This is a genomic window from Bacillus cereus group sp. N8, assembly GCF_016483685.1.
Taxonomy (GTDB): Bacteria; Bacillota; Bacilli; order Bacillales; family Bacillaceae_G; genus Bacillus_A; species Bacillus_A proteolyticus.
The window spans coordinates 252,739-270,357 of sequence record NZ_JAEHBK010000004.1; the positions used below are offsets into that span (position 1 = coordinate 252,739).

Genomic DNA, 17,619 nt, shown 5'->3' on the forward strand with positions numbered 1-17,619 from the left:
TAGGCAGTCTTTATAACTAATATAATATCATATATCTCAACAACAAAAAAGGATGGCATAAGCCATCCTTTTTTCCATAATGAACTATAAAATTATAGTTTGATTACGTTTTTAGCTTGAGGTCCACGGTTGCCTTCTTCGATTTCGAAGCTAACTTTTTGACCTTCTTCTAAAGATTTGAAACCTTCAGTTTCGATTGCAGAGAAATGTACGAATACATCGTTTTCGCCTGGAACTTCGATGAAACCGAAGCCTTTTTCGTTGTTAAACCATTTTACTTGTCCTGTAACTGTCATAATTATTTCCTCCTAAGAAAATACATTTTATTATTTAGTCTTCATGTATAAAAAAAGAATCCACACATTATCAAATTCGAAACATAAACTAGTTCTCACATACTTTTCCCCGTTTGTTTTCGGCACTTGATAATATATGGATTGCTTAATTTAATTATTCAACTGGTATTATCATAACATACTTAAAATAGAATGTACAATCCTTTTTAATAATAAAATTTCTAAATTTTATTATTTCTTATAAAATATAAACACACCTATTCTAATAAGGAGGTGTATATGGCAGAAATAATACCTGAAAAAACATTAGAGAGAATTAAAACAGATCTTAAAAATAACAACCTTGGAAAAGCAAGAGATAGATTACACGGATTAATCGCTACTTATCCGAATGAATTAGAACTTAGAAAAAAACTCGGTGATATTTACTTTACATTACAATACCCAGAAATGGCTGGACGGTATTGGTATCTTGAAAAAGAGAAAACAGATGTTATGCACGCGGCATGTCTACAATTTGAAAAATCGATGGGAAACGACCCTTATCATATTGTACGTGCTTTAAAATTCAAAGGAGATCGTAACATTATTACAGGACTACACACCGAATGTCCCGTACAGCCATTGCAGAAAAAAGTGATAGAGGAACTAATTGATGATTATGAAGAAACATGGAAAGACAAACTATTTACATGGGGCTGTCTAGCATTATTCGCATTCCTTCTTTTTACTGCTATTATTGGTATATTTACTATATTAAATTGGATATTTTAAGTAAAAGTAGGTACCTATAACAGGCACCTACTTCTATCTTTATTTCGTAAACTGTTCTTCTTCTGTGGATCCTTTTAGAGCAGTCGTTGATGAAGTACCGCCCGTAATCACTTGTGCTACTTCATCAAAGTATCCTGTTCCTACTTCGCGTTGATGGCGCGTTGCAGAGTAACCAAATTTTTCTGCTGCGAACTCTGCTTGTTGTAATTCAGAGTACGCAGCCATGCCGCGCTCTTTGTAACCACGCGCTAATTCAAACATGCCGTAATTTAATGAATGGAATCCAGCAAGCGTTACGAACTGGAATTTATAACCGTACGATGCAATTTCTTTTTGGAAGCTTGCAATCGTTTTTTCATCTAATTTTTGTTTCCAGTTAAATGAAGGCGAACAATTGTAAGCGAGTAGCTTCCCTGGATATTTCTTATGAATTGCGTCTGCAAAGCGTTTTGCATCTTCTAAACTTGGCTCCGACGTTTCACACCAAACGAGATCTGCATACGGCGCATACGCTAAACCACGTGCAATTGCTTGATCAAGACCTGCTTTCGTACGATAAAACCCTTCTGGTGTTCTTTCACCTGTAATAAACTCTTGATCAACTGGATCGATATCGCTCGTAATTAAATCTGCCGCATCTGCATCTGTTCTTGCGACGATAATTGTTGGTACACCCATTACATCCGCAGCAAGACGTGCCGAAATTAAATTACGCACCGCTGTTTGCGTCGGTAATAATACTTTTCCGCCTAAATGCCCGCATTTTTTCTCTGAAGATAATTGGTCTTCGAAGTGCACACCAGATGCACCAGCCTCAATCATCCCTTTCATTAGCTCAAATACGTTTAACTGTCCACCAAAGCCAGCTTCAGCATCCGCCACAATTGGGACGAAATAATCCGTATCACCATTTCCTTCCATGTGCTGAATTTGATCAGCACGTTGAAGTGTTTGGTTAATTCGCTTTACAACAGCTGGTACACTGTTCGCTGGGTATAAGCTTTGATCAGGATACATATGTCCAGAAAGATTCGCATCTGCCGCTACTTGCCAACCGCTTAAATAAATTGCTTTTAATCCAGCCTTCACTTGTTGCATCGCTTGGTTTCCTGTTAATGCGCCAAGTGCATTAATATAATCTTCTGTATGAAGTGATTTCCAAAGCTTCTCTGCACCGCAGCGCGCCAACGTATGTTCAATATCAATCGATCCGCGCAGACGAATTACATCTTCAGCTGAGTATGGACGTGTGATCCCTTTCCAGCGTGTATCTAACTCCCAGCTTTCTTGCAATTTATCAATTCTTTCGTTTTTCATATGTTCCATCCCCTTTTCTTGTTTCTTATAAAATTTCATAACCCGGTAATGTTAAAAACGGCACGAACTCATTATTACGAACAAGGTTTGTAAACAGTTTTGTAGCTTCTTCAAATCTCCCCTTCTTAAATGCTTCCTTACCAATCTCTCTTTCTATTTTTGCTAGTTCTTCTTCTTTCAATTCTTCCATCAATTTAAAAGTAATATTACGGCCATCACTTAGCTTTCCACCCTCATGGCGAATCCACTGCCATACTTGTGCTCTTGATATTTCCGCTGTTGCCGCATCTTCCATTAAGTTATAAATTGGAGCTGCTCCTCTCCCGCTTAACCAAGATGCAATATATTGAATACCGACGTTAATATTCGTGCGAAGACCACTTTCTGTAATCGTTCCCATCGGTACTTCTAATAAATCCTTTTCTGTTACACTTATTTCTTCACGCTTTCTAAAAATTTGATTTGGCGTTTTCATTATGTGATTAAATACTTCCATTGCAACCGGTACAAGTCCCGGGTGGGCAACCCAAGTCCCGTCATGTCCATCTAAAGCTTCGCGCTCCTTATCAGCACGCACTTTCTCAAAAGCTGCCTCATTTGCTTCTGGATCATTCTTAATTGGGATTTGCGCTGCCATCCCTCCGATTGCTGGCGCATTACGGCGATGACACGTTTGAATAACTTTCAAAGAATACGCGCGCATAAACGGCGCTGTCATTGTGACTTGCGCTCTATCTGGAAGTAAAAATTCATTATGATTTCGGAAACTCTTTAAGAAACTAAATATATAATCCCATCGCCCGCAGTTTAAACCAGCAGAATGATCTCTTAGTTCATACAAAATTTCATCCATTTCAAATGAAGCGTGAATCGTTTCTATTAATACAGTCGCTTTAATCGTTCCGTTCGGAATACCGATATACTTTTGAGCGAATACGAAAACGTCATTCCATAATCTTGCCTCTAAGTAACTTTCCATTTTCGGTAAGTAAAAGTATGGGCCACTTCCTTTTGCTAAAAGCGTCTTAGCATTATGGAAAAAGAACAAACCAAAATCTACTAAGCTGCCAGACATGTTCTTGCCGTCAACTTGCATATGTTTTTCCTCTAAATGCCACCCTCTCGGACGCACGATTAAGACAGCCGTTTTACTATTTAACCGATATTCTTTTCCGTTCTCATTTTTATGTGAGATCGTTCCCTTACTCGCATCTCGCAAGTTAATTTGGCCTTCAACAGCATTTCTCCAAGTTGGTGCATTCGAATCTTCAAAGTCTGCCATAAAAAGATGTGCTCCTGAATTTAAAGCGTTAATGACCATCTTTCTATCTACTGGTCCAGTAATCTCCACACGACGATCCTCTAAATCTTTCGGAAGCTCAGCGATTGTCCAATCACCTTCACGTATATGCTTTGTTTCTTCTAAAAACGTAGGAAACTCCCCTGCATCAATTCTTTTTTGTTTCTCCACACGCTTTTGTAAAAGTTCTATGCGGCGTTCGTTGAAATTCCCATGTAGTTCCTTTAAAAAGCTAAGCGCCTCAGGTGTCAATATTTCGTTGTACGCTGGTAACATTTCTCCGGGCAATGTAACCCGTGAAGTTTGCGTCGACATATTAGCATCCCCTTCTTAAACTGTTTTATAACAGATTTGATTTTATGTTTTATATTATATAACAAATCTTCAGAAAAGGAAGTTTTTTTTGAAAATTTAATTGTTTTTTATGAAACTATATTCTTTTACCATCGTTACACACAAAAAAAGAGTCAGTGTTATATAACACTGACTCTTTTTTATTATTTATTCAAAAATTGTTTTAAATAAGAACTGTGCATATTGTTCACGTGTTACTTTCATGTTTGGAGCAAAGTTTCCAGTTCCATCTCCTACAGAAATACCATTTGAACCTACTGCATTAATCGCATTGTATGCCCAATGTCCTTTCGGTACATCTTTAAATCCTTGTGTTCCTTTTACTTCTAACTCATATGCTACTGTAAGTACTTGAGCCATTTCTGCACGTGTTAGTGTATCTTTCGGTCTAAAGTTTCCAGTTCCATCACCGTTAAAGATACCTACCTCTGTTAATACTAAAATTTCTTCTAAGAACATTGTTGATTTTTCATTAATATCTTTGTATGGATTCTCAAGGATATCGCCTTCCTCGAATACTTCACTGAAATCGATAGTACGATAAATTAAAGCAGCTACTTGTTCACGAGTTATGTTATGACCAAAACCGAACACGCCATTTCCATAACCAAGCATAATTTCTTCTTGTGCTAAAGTTTGAATTGCTTCGTAAGACCAATGTCCTGCTGGTACATCCTTAAAGATAGCCTGACTTGCTTGTTGTGGCTTAGGCTTAGCAGCTACTTCAGCATTCACTGTAGCGCCTTCAGCACTAAATGCAATTCCACCCATAATTGTTAAAGCTGTTGCTACTTTTAAAATTTTTTTCTTCACTTTGTTCTCTCCCTAAAAACGTATTTTTTTCTAATATAAAGAATTCATAGAAAAGTAACAATACACTTATCCATATAAGTTTTGTCTAATTTATGAACTCTATTTCATATACTTATTTTTATACTTAGTGAACAATAAAGTTACTAAATCATATTTTTTCGATATAAAAAGTAACTAAAATTAACCTGTTTTTTCCATATGATACTATTCACTAAACTATGAACAGCATAATAAATATACAAAATAAGCCATTTAAAACAAGAAAAAAGCGCGTTATCTTCGCGCTTTTTTCTTAAAATATACTATATCAATATAATTTAACGTCATTCATTTTTTAAATGAAAGTTAATAATAGCTTTATATAAAAATGTTGCATATTGCTCACGTGTTACAACTTTATTCGGTTCAAACTTTCCATTTCCTGTCCCTACTATGACATTATTTGATTGCAGAGCACTAATTGAATTTTTTGCCCAGTAATTATTCGGTACATCTGCAAATGTATGCTGTTGCTTCACTTCAAATGAAAATGCCTGCGTAAGAACTTGCGCTACTTCTGCACGTGTAATTATTCCCCTAGGTCTAAAGTTCCCCTTCTCATCACCTTTAAAAATACCGCGTTCTGTTAATGCTAAAATTTCATTTGGAAACATTGTTGATCTTTCAGAAATATCATTATACGGATTTTTTAACGGTCCTTCATGTTCTATATTAAGTACGCGATATAGTACTGCCGCCACTTGTTCACGTGTTACGTTATCACCTACACCAAACTTTCCATTTCCATAACCTAGCATAATTTTATTATATGCCGCATCTAGAATATAATCATATGCCCAATGGTTTACTGGGACATCGTCAAATACAATCATTTCAGGATATTCTTCTGCTTTTATGTTAGGAACATTTGCACTTACCAACAATCCACCCATAATAGTCGCTGCGGCCATTATACGTAACATTTTTTTCTTCATTGTCCTCTCTCCTTCATTTCCACTTTATTAAAAATGGAACATAATAGACTAAATTCTTTTTTCATATTACATATGCTGTATTTACAAGCCTTATGTAATATATTGCATTTTTAACATCTATTATTTTGAAGATTACTAGGTGAGCCAATTCGCTCTCAATTCCAATTGGTATTCTGAATTGCATACAAATCATTTGAAGAAATATTCCCATCTTTACGCTCTAGTTCCTCTATTTAATTTTCAAAAGGATAGACAAAAGCTTTTGAAAAGATGTTATATATACAATATTCTACTATCTACTAATCAAGTCCTTCACTTATAAAAATTTCACTTTATAGACAAAAAAAGCACAAATATAATCTACTTGTACTTTTTTACACTCTTATTTATTCCATTTTCCCTGGTGAATTATCGATTGCCTTTTTTAAGAATTTCGCAAATTGCCCACGTGTTACAAGCATTTCAGGTTCAAACTTCCCATCGCCTGTTCCTACTACAACGTTATTAGATTGTAGCCCACTAATCGCATCTCTTGCCCAATAATCTTCTGATACGTCTGTAAATGTATGAGGTTGTTTAGCTTTCAGATTATATGCTTTCACCAAAATTTGCGCTAGTTCCGCACGAGTTAACGTATCTTTTGGACGGAAGTTCTGATTTTCGTCTCCTTTAAAAATACCGAGCTTTGTTAATTGTAAAATTTCATAAGGAAACATTGTTGATTTCCCGTCAATATCTCCATATGGATTTTCAATATGTACATTTCGCTTCAAATCTAGTGCGCGATACAGTACTGCCGCTGCTTGTTCGCGTGTTACATTATCTTCTACACCAAATTTCCCATTTCCGTAGCCATACATAATTCGGTGATGCACTAGTTCAACAATTTCATCATATGCCCAGTGATCCTTTGATAAATCATCAAAATCTATAATAATATTAGGACCAGATTTTTGATTCACGCCAGTATTTGCAGAAGCACCATTTGCACTTACAAATATTCCGCCCATTAACGTTAATGATGTAGCTACTTTTAATAACTTCTTCATTTTAGTCATCCACCTTTTTCTTTATTCACCTCTTTTTCGATTATATTGAATACTCAAAATCTTTACAATATTATTTAATTATTGGAATAAATCACGCTTCTGAGCATACTTGCACTCTTTCATCTCGTGGCTTCCGAAAAGTAAACGCCATCCCTACAAATATTAGGACAATCCCTACAATTTGCATACTAGTCGGTCTGAATCCAGTAAAGACTGTATCTAATACAATCGCAACACCAGGATCTAGAAACACTAATACAGAAATTAGTCTCGTCGGTAAATCTCTTAAACTGTCAAAAAACAAATAGTACACAAACCCTGTATGTATAAGTCCTGTCGCTGTAATCATGATCCAATTCGTTTGTGTTAATCCTTGAAATGCTCCGAAATCTATAAATGGTAATAGTAAAAATATACCTAAAAATGTTTGTAAAAATGTCATCGCATACGCACTCGTATGCTTAATTCCTTTTCCGAGCAACGTTGTAAATGCATAAAATAAAGCTGCAAGAAGTGCCCACACCATTCCAGATGACATTAATTTCTCAAGCGACACATTGCCATCTACTCCAGCTATTAAAACTGTACCGATAAAACAAATAATGATGGATATAATAGAAAATACTGTAAACCTCTCTTTAAATACAATACTACCAATTATTAATACGATGATCGGTGCAAGATGATATACAGAAATCGCAATTGTAATCGACATAACTTCAAACGCTTTAAATAAAAACACCCAGTTAAAAACAAGAAATACACCACAAGCTAATATTTGCATGGTTTCTTTTTTGTTCCATTTCTCACTTTTGTACTGCCCCGTTACGAACCAACATAATGCTAAAAATATAGTCGCACAAATACAACGAACGAATACTAATTCAAAAGACGGTAAACCTGTCTGGACAGAAAAAAATCCAATCGATCCGAAAATAGACATCGAAAGAATCATTTTTATAGCCGGCATTGATTTTGAATGAAACAAAATATTAACCTCCTAAACATTTCACTGAATATTCCATATATTATACACTATAATTTTCCAAAATTCGAATACTCCACAATAAAAAGAAGCAGTATACTACTGCTTCTTCTGTTTTTCATATTGTTCAAACGTATGAATTCTTTCGAAAATTGGTGGATGTGTGTATAAGAAAAATTTCACTAACGCAGGCGGATTTACTTGGCTTAAACTTGTTTTTGATAAGTATTGAAAAGTTCTCACACCTGAATTTCCATCTTTCGTCATATTTAAAGCGTATTGATCTGCCGCTCGTTCTTCTATACGAGAAACGTAGTTTGTTGCTGGTTGTGATGCAAAGGATAGTACAGAAGAAATTAAGAAAAATAAAGGTAAAATCGAGAAACATGCCATTTTTGAAACTTTCAGCGTATCTCCCCATTTTCGAATACACATATTTAAAATACGACTAATTAAATACATACCTATAAACGATAGCAAGACATAGCTCGCAACGCCCCAATATATATGTTTCATTACGTAATGTCCCATTTCATGAGCCATTATAAATAAAATCTCTTTATCTTTTAATTGCTTAAGCGTCGTATCCCACATTACGATACGCGAGTTAAGGCCTATTCCTGTTACATATGCATTTAACGAATTCGTTTTTTCCGACATATTTACTTCATATACGTGTTTAGCTGGAATATCAGCTTTATCTGCCATCGCTAAAATTTTCGTTTCTAATTCTTTATTTTTCAGCGTCGAGAAGTCGTTATAAAGTGGATCAATAATAACAGGTTGCACGAACGTTAAGAAAATTGTAAACGGTACAGAGAGCGCCCACCCTGCTAGCCACCATCTCTTCGGGAATTTACGGATAAGCCATAAAAGAACAGTAACAATGAGTAACATCGTCGCATAATTAACCCAAAAATCGATAACGTGATCTTTTATCCAGCTTTGTGTACTTTGCGTGGAAATACCGTAAGCAACCGACACTTTACGCCCAATCCATTGCATCGGCAGGGCAAGGACTGTTGTCAGTAATGATAAATAAAAGAAATAAATCGCAACTTGTAAGACATTTATTTTTGTCGTTTCCTTCGACCATTTCTCAAACTTTTTTGAAATACCGAGCACAAGTACAAACAATAAAATAATCCATTCAAGAGGCGTCGCTAAAAAGTACAGTAAGTTTTTCACGCGCGAATAATCTTGGCTTAGCGTAAGCTCCCTCGCATTCATAAAAGTCTCTGGATCCGCACTCGTTCCTTTATACATGTCTGGAATGAGTTCATGATTCCATCCAAATAAATACCAATATATAAGTAACGCAAACCCAACGTACAAAAAAAGCGACCACCCAATAACTTTCCTCACGCTATTCCCTCCTCTATGCTGCCTGTCTATTATTATTGTAAGTTCGGACTTTCAAAATTAGAACAAGCTAATCGTGAGAATTGTTCTAGCTCGTTCAATTTATATAAAAAAACTCTTCTATTACAAGAAGAGTTTTCCCTATTTTTAAATATTTTCTTTGTCTCATAATCTATGTATAAGAAATGTACTTACAAACTAGCGTCGTTATAATAATCCGCCTTAAGGAAGCACATCTATTAATAAACTAAAATCTTGCAAAGAAAAAGAACTATATTTCATAATACCTTGTACAGTTAAAAGTAAAATAAGACCAATCACACACATATAATTAATACTTTCTTCATGCTTTTTCTCAGCAACTACTCCGCCCGTAATGCATAAAATCCCTAATAAATGGAGCGCTAAATACATAAAAAAGTAAGCTTCCTCCCAGCGAAGAACAACATTTACTGTCGTAATTAATACTAAACTCAGTACAATCAAATAAAAAAACTTATTTGACGATATTGTTTCATTCATATAATTTTATACATCCCTTTCAAATTACGAATTAATGATGATTTAGTTTTCATAAAATAAAAGTCCCCACTACTTTCTCAAACATTTTATGAGCCCTAACATAATTTTCTTCGTTCTTTACATACTGTCTGAAGATACGCCTCATCATTTCTTCCACAATAAAGCTAACTATTATTAATGTCCCTAACACGATAAGATGAAATCATTATTGATGGAGAAGTACTTACGTCTAATAGAAGTGGAATCTATCATTTCCTTCAATATTTTCTCAAACATCTTCTCTACCTTACTTATCCCCCACTATGCTCGAAAAGCTCTTTTCCTTCTCCGCATATATAACAGGCACTTCTTTACTCCAATATTTGCGATTCACAAATAAAAAGATGAGTACTAAGTTTAATCCTGCCATAAAAATAATTAATCCTGGAAAGAATGTCGTATAGTTCGAAAAATCGGCAAAACTCATTATCTTTTCTCTGCTTACTAAAAAAGATGAACTAAGCACAAACGCATTGTTTAACATATGAATGGCAATTGGCATGAGTAAGCTTTTCGTACGAATATATACAATTGATATTACGATGCTAAACACAACTGCACCAAGGAAATCAACATGTAAGCATGCAAATAAAAGTGCTACAACGACCACCGCTATACTAGTACCCCATTTTGCTGCAAAACGCTGTAGTAAAAATCCTCGAAAAACAAACTCTCCGACAATAGGCGCGATAAATACGACCATAATAAATTGATATACATATCCCCCGGTACTGTCTATAATCGGTTCATGCAAGGCATTCATAATAAAATCTGGTGTAATCCACGCGAAGCTGTACATGTACAAAATAAGATAGCCGTAACTAAACATACATAGCATAATTGCGATATACAAAACTTGCACTAGATTAAATGTTTCGTTTCTATTAATAAATAATGAAAATGAAACACGATGCTTTCTATATCCGTAAAACAGCCATACTATTGGAAGGATATAAAATATAAGAATGTTTATAAAAGATGAATTCTGTATATGAAATGTATTTTCTAGCACTTCATTACTACTTCGTGCTATTAAAATTAATAATGCAAATACAATTAAAAAATATCTAGCTCGCATCGTTTGAAACGGATTCACATTCATCTCCTCCCCATGTTACTTTTATCATATCATTTGAATCTTAATTTTTTGTGAAAGAAAACCTTAAAATTTCCTTAAAAATTCCATAAGTTACAAAAAGATGATATGATATTCGAGGAAATTAGGAGGGATTCATATGTATCACGCAAATATTTTACTCGTTGATGATGAAACAGCAATTTTACAATTACTAACTACCATTCTTAAAAAAGAAGGTTTTTCTCATATTACAACTGCAACCTCTGCGGAACTAGCCTTATCTCTCACCCAGCAAAACAATTACGATTTAATCATTTTAGATGTGATGCTTCCTGGACAGTCTGGTTTTGACATTTGTCCGATCATTCGCCAAAAAACGGATTGCCCCATCTTCTTTCTAACAGCGAAAACTTCTGATTTAGATAAAGTATCTGGATTTTCATACGGTGCCGATGATTATATTACGAAGCCATTTAATCCACTTGAAGTAGTCGCTCGTATGAAAGCACAACTTCGAAGACATATGAAGCAAAGCGTACAAGAACAAAAAACGCACTCCATTTCATTTGGGAGATTTGAAATTGATCAACATTCTGCGGAACTAACAGTAGATGGAAACGTTGTCGAATGTTCCGCTCAACTCTTTCAATTACTACTCTTCTTTTGTGAGAATCCGAACTACGTATTTTCGAAAGAAGAATTATACGAAAAAGTTTGGGGAGCACCTGCCTATAATGGAGATGATAATACTGTTATGGTTCACATTCGAAAACTACGTGAAAAAATTGAACATGATCCAAGTAAACCAGAATACATAAAAACAGTTCGTGGACTTGGCTATAAGTTCATTACAAAGTAGGTTAAAGATATGAATTTTAATAAGAGACTTATAATCCAGTTTATTTTACAACACGTTTTCGTCTTAGTTACGTTACTTATCGCAGTAGTTGCTTCTTTTTCTTATTTAATTTTTCTTCTTAATAGTACTTTATATGAACCTAATATTTCTGATTATGATACCTTTACAATCTCCGAATATATTTCTTCTGAAGACAATAAAATTACTTTAAAATCTGAGGTAAAAGATTTAATAAAAGAAAAGAGTGATTGGCTTCAAATTGTAGATGAAGATGGAAAGGTCCTTTACAACTTTAATACGCCTAGCGATGTTCCTACCTCTTACACAAAGACATCCTTACTTACGTATTTACAGAATAGCAGCAACAGTATTTATAAATTTAACTATTGGGAGATTAAATTAGAAAAGAAACCAGCGATCGTTATTTACGGTGCCAAACTAAAAAGTAATACTTTACTAAAAACGATACAACAAGGACATCCTTCTTTATCATTAAATGAATTTGCACTAACTGAACAAGAAAAACAATTAATTTCTAAAGAAAAAGCAACACTACAAATATTTAATAACAATGGAGAAGAAGTTTTTTCCTATCCAACTGGGAAGAAAAAAACATTTTCAGCCATAAAAACGGCTCTTAATGAAAAAGAACCGTGGAATTATAAAGAAAATACATCTAGTTTTTACGATTCAAATAGCGGTCATCTCGTCGTTGTATCCGCCCCAAACGCTCATTATTATCCAGATGATGAATTAGATGATGTATTTACCAAGAAACTTCTAATCGGATGCAGCTTAATCCTCCTTATTGTGTTTGTTTATTTAGTCATTCTTTCAATTTGGTATGGAAATAAGTTTGGAAAGCCTTTATTACATACGATGCGCTGGCTTAAAAACATAGCCGGAGGAAAATATGAAGAACCTGTTAGTAAAAAAGGCAAACCTGTTCGGTTCCGGCGCTCCGGTAAAGAAAAATGGTCATTCCGTATATTTAAAGATGTTACAAACTCACTAGAGCACCTTTCTATTACTTTGAAAAAGAACGATGCAATGAGAAAAGTACTGCAACAAACACGTGAAGAGTGGATTACCGGCCTGACGCATGATCTAAAAACACCGCTTAGCTCTATATACGGCTATGCATTATTACTAGAATCGAAGCAATATAATTGGACTGATCAAGACATTCAACAATTTGGCCATGTAATGAAAGAAAAATCTCAATATATGACTACATTAATTGACGACTTAAGCTTAACATATCAATTAAAAAATGATACTCTTCCTGCGCAACACGTAAATGTTGAAATTAATCAGTTCGTCCAAAGAGTATTATTACAATTTATTAATAACCCAACACTACAAAATCAAAATATTGAATTTGTGCCAAGTTCAAGCAAAATCCAATATTTTATTGAAGAAAAATGGTTCCAGCGTATTATCGAAAACCTACTCGCAAACGCTGTAAAACATAATAATGAAACGACAAACGTAATCGTAAAACTTTCGCAAAATGCTAACTTCTTTACACTATCTATTTCAGATGATGGAAAAGGTATGGACGATAAAACGAAAGAACTTCTATTCGAGCGGTACTACAGAGGAACGAATACAGAAGAAAGCAACATCGGAACTGGACTTGGCCTCGCCATTACAAAACAGCTCGTTCATGCTCATAACGGAACGATCTCCATTGATAGTGAACTTGAAAAAGGAACGACGATTATACTTATGTTTCCGTTTAGTTCATAGGAAAGACGCTGTAGGGCGTCTTTTTTTTGAGGAATTTTTTCGGTGAATGAAATTATGAAGTGGTTTTCTTAATAGTTCTACAGTATATGAAATTATACCGGCGATTTTTTCATTATATCGGCGCAACTCAAGATATATCGATTTACCGACAAAAATCGTCAAATGTAGCAACCTATATGATAAAAAAGCGAACCACTGAGTGGTTCACTTTTCCTCTTATTATTTCTTCTTCACTGGTAGCCAAAGTTCAATTTGAGCAAACTCACTTTTATCTGCATGGGAACGCTCATCGTATAGCTCAAATTCTGTAACTCCGCAATGTTCATATCCTGAGTGCGGGAACCATTCTGAGAATACTGCATTCCACGTTTGATGAATAGACGATATCATTTCTTCATGAGGAACTTTCGGCGTTGTAAATACTGCATATGTCGCTGCTGGGAATGTACGCTTTGCAACTGCATTTGGTGCATTTTCAAAGTCTGTAACTTCCATTCCAATTATATAAGTGAAGTCCCCTGTTTCTAAATTAAAATCAGTACATAATCCTAGCTCTACCCATTGACTCGTATCTTTACGATTCGGAATCGTTGTTCCAAGATCTTTTTGTAAATATTCTTGCCAAAATGCTGGAATGTCTTGATGATTTTTTCCTTCTTTACTTGTCGTCTTCAGTTCATAACCCGCCACTAAAAATTCTGGTTTATTTACAATACGATATTCCATTTGTATGCCTCCTAAATACGGATTTAATTTTCTTTGCTTTACATTCACTCTGTAATACATCGGTGTTTCGATTTCTTGTTTTCGATATTCACTTGGTGTCATTTGAAATAATTTTTTAAAGGCTCTCGTGAACGTTTCGTGAGATTGAAAGCCATGCTCAAATGCGATATCAATAACTTTTTCATCCGTATGAGAAAGTTGATAAGCTGCCCGGGCTAACCTCCTCTTTCGAACATACTCCATTACTGTATCACCTACTAACGCCTGAAATACACGATGAAAATGCGACTCAGAAAAACCTGCAATACGCGCCAAATTACGCAGCGTTTGTTTTTCCATTACATCTTCCTCAATATAATCAATTGACCTTTGAACTTGTGTTTCATAGCTTTCCATCTCTGTTCACCCGCCTTATATGTATTATGATAAAAGAGAATCATATCTGATTCTTGACGTTTTTTACTATAATTCTAAAAACAAATGTAACTTTTTTATATGTATTTCGTTGTTATGTATGAAGGGAGGGAAATTAGTGAAACGCAAACAATCATTAGAAGAGATTTACTCAGAGCATATGCAAGATTTATTTCGCTATCTTCTCTCCCTAACCGGAGATTCTCACTACGCGGAAGATCTTATGCAAGAAACCTTTTACCGAATGCTAGTCCACATTGATTATTATAAAGGAGAAGAAATTAGGCCGTGGTTGTTTACGATTGCCTACAACGCCTTTATCGATTGGTATCGAAAAGAAAAAAAATATAAAACAACGACAGTTGAAGAATTCCATTTACCAAACGTGCCAAGTACAGAACATGCATATTTTGTAAAACATGAGATTGCTAGTTGGTTAGACAGTTTATCCTCACTTCCGCTCGAAAGACGAAATATGCTACTACTACGAGATTACTACGGATTCACCTATAAGGAAATAGCAGAAATGACCGGTCTCTCATTAGCGAAAGTGAAAATTGAATTACACCGCGGACGAAAAGAAGCAAGAAGCATAAAGGAGTGATACAGATGGGTTGTGCAGAGTTTAAAAAACTTTGGGAGAAATATGAAAAAGGTACGCTCACACGTGATGAGCAAGAACAGTTAGAAAGTCATATAGAAACTTGTGCAGAATGTGAAGCTCATTTAGATGAATTGCTTACGAAGAGTGAACCCGTAAAGAAAAAATTACCTCCAAAAGAACTTAAAGTTCCTTTTTGGAGAATTAAGTGGAAACATCGTTTACAGATGTTTGGTTTTATACTAGCAATTTGTATCGTTATATATATGATTGGCGGGGTATTGTCTGCCTTTTATTTTCAAGCTAATAATGATAAAAAGCTAAAAGAAATAAGAGATGTTCCCTCTCTTGCACTTGAAGCAACTATCCCAAATAGCCGCGTCATGGGGGGCGGAACAAGTGTAGAAGCTTTCTTTCGAACAAACAGCCAATTTGATTTAGTCAAAACGATTGGTAAAAAAGAAATGCCACTCGGTACAATAGAAACGAGCAGCTTTTTATCTTCTTTAAATATCACAAATAAATCTTGGGTGAATATGCACTATCAACCGAACATCCACTTTGTTCATCCAAAAATAAAACAAGGTGATTATTTGAAAGAAGCATCTAAAAAGGTTTGGGATACACTTGCAAAGGTACATGAGGGAACCGTTGCAGAAGTAGCAATTTCTTTTGATAAATCCTACACTTTACAAGAGTTAGAACCACTTTTATATAGTGTATTTGAAGCACAAGAACTCCCTCCAACCCCTGTATGGTACGCTTTAGATACGGGGCAAGAAAGAATAAACGAAGAAGATTTCATCCTATCTGGGAGCGACTTTATAGGATTTCCAGAACATATAGGATTCCTTGATGATGAAACAGAAAATCTGAAAACGCAAGAGGATAAAGTTATTGAAATGATGCGCATTCTTTCTACACATAAAAAAACTGTAAGTACAGTTGCTATGCTTCCTGAAAGTGAACTAAACTTAGATAAACGTTATAAATATGTAAAAGATAACGGAGTAAAAGTATATGGCATTGTCATTACTGGACCGTCAAAAGAGTTATTAAAATTACAAAACTCACCGCACGTACGTTATGCGACTCTTGGAGATATTGAGGTTTGGAATTGGTTTGATAATTAATAAAAAGAAGTAACGCATTAGAAATGATGCGCTACTTCTTTTTTAATTCGCAATCACTTTCACATACATCCCTCTCACCGCTTTTTCATAAGCGATCTCACTCATCTTCCTTATGTTTTCTGACACAACAGACGATTGAATAACCTCACCTGCACGAAGTAACGGCGGATCAATAAGACGCACTTTATTTTTCTGATGTAGATCATACTCATTTCTATCTTCTTTTACTTCTATACTTGGATGAATTTTTCTTAATAAAACATGTACTTCTGGATCGTTACATAGCTGCAATTTCGATATAAGCTCATGATCTTCAAGAAGAAAGTCATCTGCATGAATAACCTTTTTATGAAGAGCTAACTTTAACGTTTTAGCTAACATATCATTTCCATAAATATTAAGTGGTTTCATAAAGAAATCGATTACTTCTTTGTAATACGTCTTCGTAAACCATTCTGCAATTTCAATATTTTGAAGAACCATTCTCCCATTAACTTCGATTAAATCATCTAAAAAATTTTGAGCTTCTTCTAAAGAAATATACCCATATGTATACATATCTCGTAATGTATAATCCACTCGGTCTGCACATAATTCTGGTGCTGATCTTTCCAGCAATGTCCACTTTGAGTCATCTAACAAAATATCTTCATAGTTATAACCATACTTTGAAAGAATCGCTGGAATTTCTGAGTTTTTCACGACAGAACTAAATATCTCTTCATGATAACTTTCATTTTTGTTATCAAAAACGTAATCGATTACATGAGAAAAAGCAGTATGCGATACGTCGTGCAGTAAACCTGCAATTTGTTCCTCTACTGAACCACCTAGTTTCTTAATTAACAACATAACACCAACTGAATGATCAAAGCGCGTTACATTCCATTTCTCATTTATTAAGTAGCTTGCGCCATTTTGGTGAATACCTTTTAATCTTTGCACAGACTTACTTAAAATTAATTCTTCTAACACTTTATCTACTTTAAACTCACCGTATATGGCATCTGATATGATCACTTAAAATCCCCCTTTTCAAGCAGAGTCTTCTTATAGTATCTCATTTTCAAAGGCGAGTAAATACAATATTTAACAATACAAACATGAATGTTCTGATTTATTTTATATCTATTTTTAAATATATATTGATATTAAATTTGTTTTTGTATATATTATAAATGTCTGTTATTTGTTTTAATTCATTTACTATACTTTTATTGAGTGCTCCTTATGTGGAGCCTTTTTTATTTTTAAAAATAGAGAGCCATCAG

General features: G+C 34.7%; 17 protein-coding genes and 1 pseudogene. 5 read left to right on the top strand and 13 right to left on the bottom strand.

Annotation, left to right across the window (positions count from 1 at the left end; genetic code table 11):
* Positions 1 to 92: 92 nt before the first annotated feature.
* Positions 93 to 296, bottom strand: coding sequence for an RNA chaperone/antiterminator CspA (cspA, locus tag JDS80_RS09725; RefSeq protein ID WP_000218989.1), 204 nt, complete (start codon positions 294 to 296; stop codon positions 93 to 95).
* A gap of 279 nt (positions 297 to 575) precedes the next feature.
* Here cspA and JDS80_RS09730 point away from each other — a divergent pair, with 279 nt between their 5' ends.
* Positions 576 to 1,070 carry a DUF6584 family protein gene (locus JDS80_RS09730; RefSeq protein WP_071744596.1) on the top strand — a complete coding sequence of 165 codons (495 nt, stop codon included), beginning with the start codon at positions 576 to 578 and terminating at the stop codon, positions 1,068 to 1,070.
* A gap of 39 nt (positions 1,071 to 1,109) precedes the next feature.
* On the opposite strand, the gene aceA is transcribed toward JDS80_RS09730, so the two are convergent.
* The 10 genes and pseudogenes from aceA to JDS80_RS09775 all read right to left on the bottom strand — a co-directional run bounded on the left by aceA (position 1,110) and on the right by JDS80_RS09775 (position 10,881).
* Entirely contained in the window at positions 1,110 to 2,387 is a 1,278-nt protein-coding gene (aceA, locus tag JDS80_RS09735) for an isocitrate lyase (protein WP_071744595.1), read from the bottom strand.
* A gap of 25 nt (positions 2,388 to 2,412) precedes the next feature.
* Positions 2,413 to 4,002: a malate synthase A gene (gene aceB / locus JDS80_RS09740; protein WP_199638225.1), complete on the bottom strand. Its 1,590-nt coding sequence runs from the start codon at positions 4,000 to 4,002 to the stop codon at positions 2,413 to 2,415.
* Positions 4,003 to 4,188: 186 nt separating this feature from the next.
* The gene (locus tag JDS80_RS09745) at positions 4,189 to 4,854 is read right to left on the bottom strand and encodes an S-layer homology domain-containing protein (RefSeq protein ID WP_071744593.1); all 666 of its coding nucleotides are present in this window, start codon (positions 4,852 to 4,854) and stop codon (positions 4,189 to 4,191) included.
* Between the two features lie 323 nt (positions 4,855 to 5,177).
* Positions 5,178 to 5,828, bottom strand: a complete 651-nt coding sequence (locus tag JDS80_RS09750; protein WP_199638227.1) for an S-layer homology domain-containing protein — start codon at positions 5,826 to 5,828, stop codon at positions 5,178 to 5,180.
* Between the two features lie 386 nt (positions 5,829 to 6,214).
* A complete protein-coding gene (locus JDS80_RS09755; protein ID WP_071770344.1) occupies positions 6,215 to 6,886 on the bottom strand; it encodes an S-layer homology domain-containing protein in 672 nt (223 codons plus the stop codon).
* An 82-nt stretch (positions 6,887 to 6,968) separates the two neighbouring features.
* A complete protein-coding gene (locus JDS80_RS09760; protein WP_071744591.1) occupies positions 6,969 to 7,865 on the bottom strand; it encodes a DMT family transporter in 897 nt (298 codons plus the stop codon).
* A 96-nt stretch (positions 7,866 to 7,961) separates the two neighbouring features.
* Complete coding sequence (locus tag JDS80_RS09765; protein WP_071744590.1) at positions 7,962 to 9,227, bottom strand: M48 family metallopeptidase; 1,266 nt, start codon at positions 9,225 to 9,227, stop codon at positions 7,962 to 7,964.
* A gap of 219 nt (positions 9,228 to 9,446) precedes the next feature.
* On the bottom strand, positions 9,447 to 9,746 hold the full coding sequence (locus tag JDS80_RS09770) for a hypothetical protein (protein ID WP_016104139.1): 300 nt from the start codon (positions 9,744 to 9,746) through the stop codon (positions 9,447 to 9,449).
* Positions 9,743 to 9,942 (bottom strand): annotated as a pseudogene (locus JDS80_RS31405) (hypothetical protein); the annotation flags it as partial. The pseudogene JDS80_RS31405 and the gene JDS80_RS09770, both read right to left, overlap by 4 nt.
* Positions 9,943 to 10,032: 90 nt before the next feature.
* The gene (locus JDS80_RS09775; RefSeq protein ID WP_071744588.1) at positions 10,033 to 10,881 is read right to left on the bottom strand and encodes a CPBP family intramembrane glutamic endopeptidase; all 849 of its coding nucleotides are present in this window, start codon (positions 10,879 to 10,881) and stop codon (positions 10,033 to 10,035) included.
* Between the two features lie 139 nt (positions 10,882 to 11,020).
* Here JDS80_RS09775 and JDS80_RS09780 point away from each other — a divergent pair, with 139 nt between their 5' ends.
* Both JDS80_RS09780 and JDS80_RS09785 read left to right on the top strand, forming a co-directional pair.
* Complete coding sequence (locus tag JDS80_RS09780) at positions 11,021 to 11,722, top strand: response regulator transcription factor (protein WP_071744587.1); 702 nt, start codon at positions 11,021 to 11,023, stop codon at positions 11,720 to 11,722.
* A 9-nt stretch (positions 11,723 to 11,731) separates the two neighbouring features.
* Positions 11,732 to 13,474 (top strand): sensor histidine kinase, encoded by a 1,743-nt coding sequence (locus JDS80_RS09785; protein WP_199638229.1) that lies wholly within the window; start codon positions 11,732 to 11,734, stop codon positions 13,472 to 13,474.
* Between the two features lie 219 nt (positions 13,475 to 13,693).
* Here the strand turns inward: JDS80_RS09785 and JDS80_RS09790 are convergent, their stop codons facing one another.
* On the bottom strand, positions 13,694 to 14,596 hold the full coding sequence (locus tag JDS80_RS09790; RefSeq protein ID WP_199638231.1) for an AraC family transcriptional regulator: 903 nt from the start codon (positions 14,594 to 14,596) through the stop codon (positions 13,694 to 13,696).
* Positions 14,597 to 14,714: 118 nt separating this feature from the next.
* On the opposite strand from JDS80_RS09790, the gene JDS80_RS09795 reads away from it, so the two are divergent.
* The gene (locus JDS80_RS09795; RefSeq protein ID WP_116733434.1) at positions 14,715 to 15,218 is read left to right on the top strand and encodes an RNA polymerase sigma factor; all 504 of its coding nucleotides are present in this window, start codon (positions 14,715 to 14,717) and stop codon (positions 15,216 to 15,218) included.
* A 5-nt stretch (positions 15,219 to 15,223) separates the two neighbouring features.
* Positions 15,224 to 16,348: an anti-sigma factor gene (locus JDS80_RS09800; protein WP_199638233.1), complete on the top strand. Its 1,125-nt coding sequence runs from the start codon at positions 15,224 to 15,226 to the stop codon at positions 16,346 to 16,348.
* Between the two features lie 42 nt (positions 16,349 to 16,390).
* Here JDS80_RS09800 and JDS80_RS09805 read toward each other — a convergent pair whose 3' ends face one another.
* On the bottom strand, positions 16,391 to 17,368 hold the full coding sequence (locus JDS80_RS09805; RefSeq protein ID WP_199638235.1) for an HD domain-containing protein: 978 nt from the start codon (positions 17,366 to 17,368) through the stop codon (positions 16,391 to 16,393).
* Between the last annotated feature and the right edge of the window lie 251 nt (positions 17,369 to 17,619).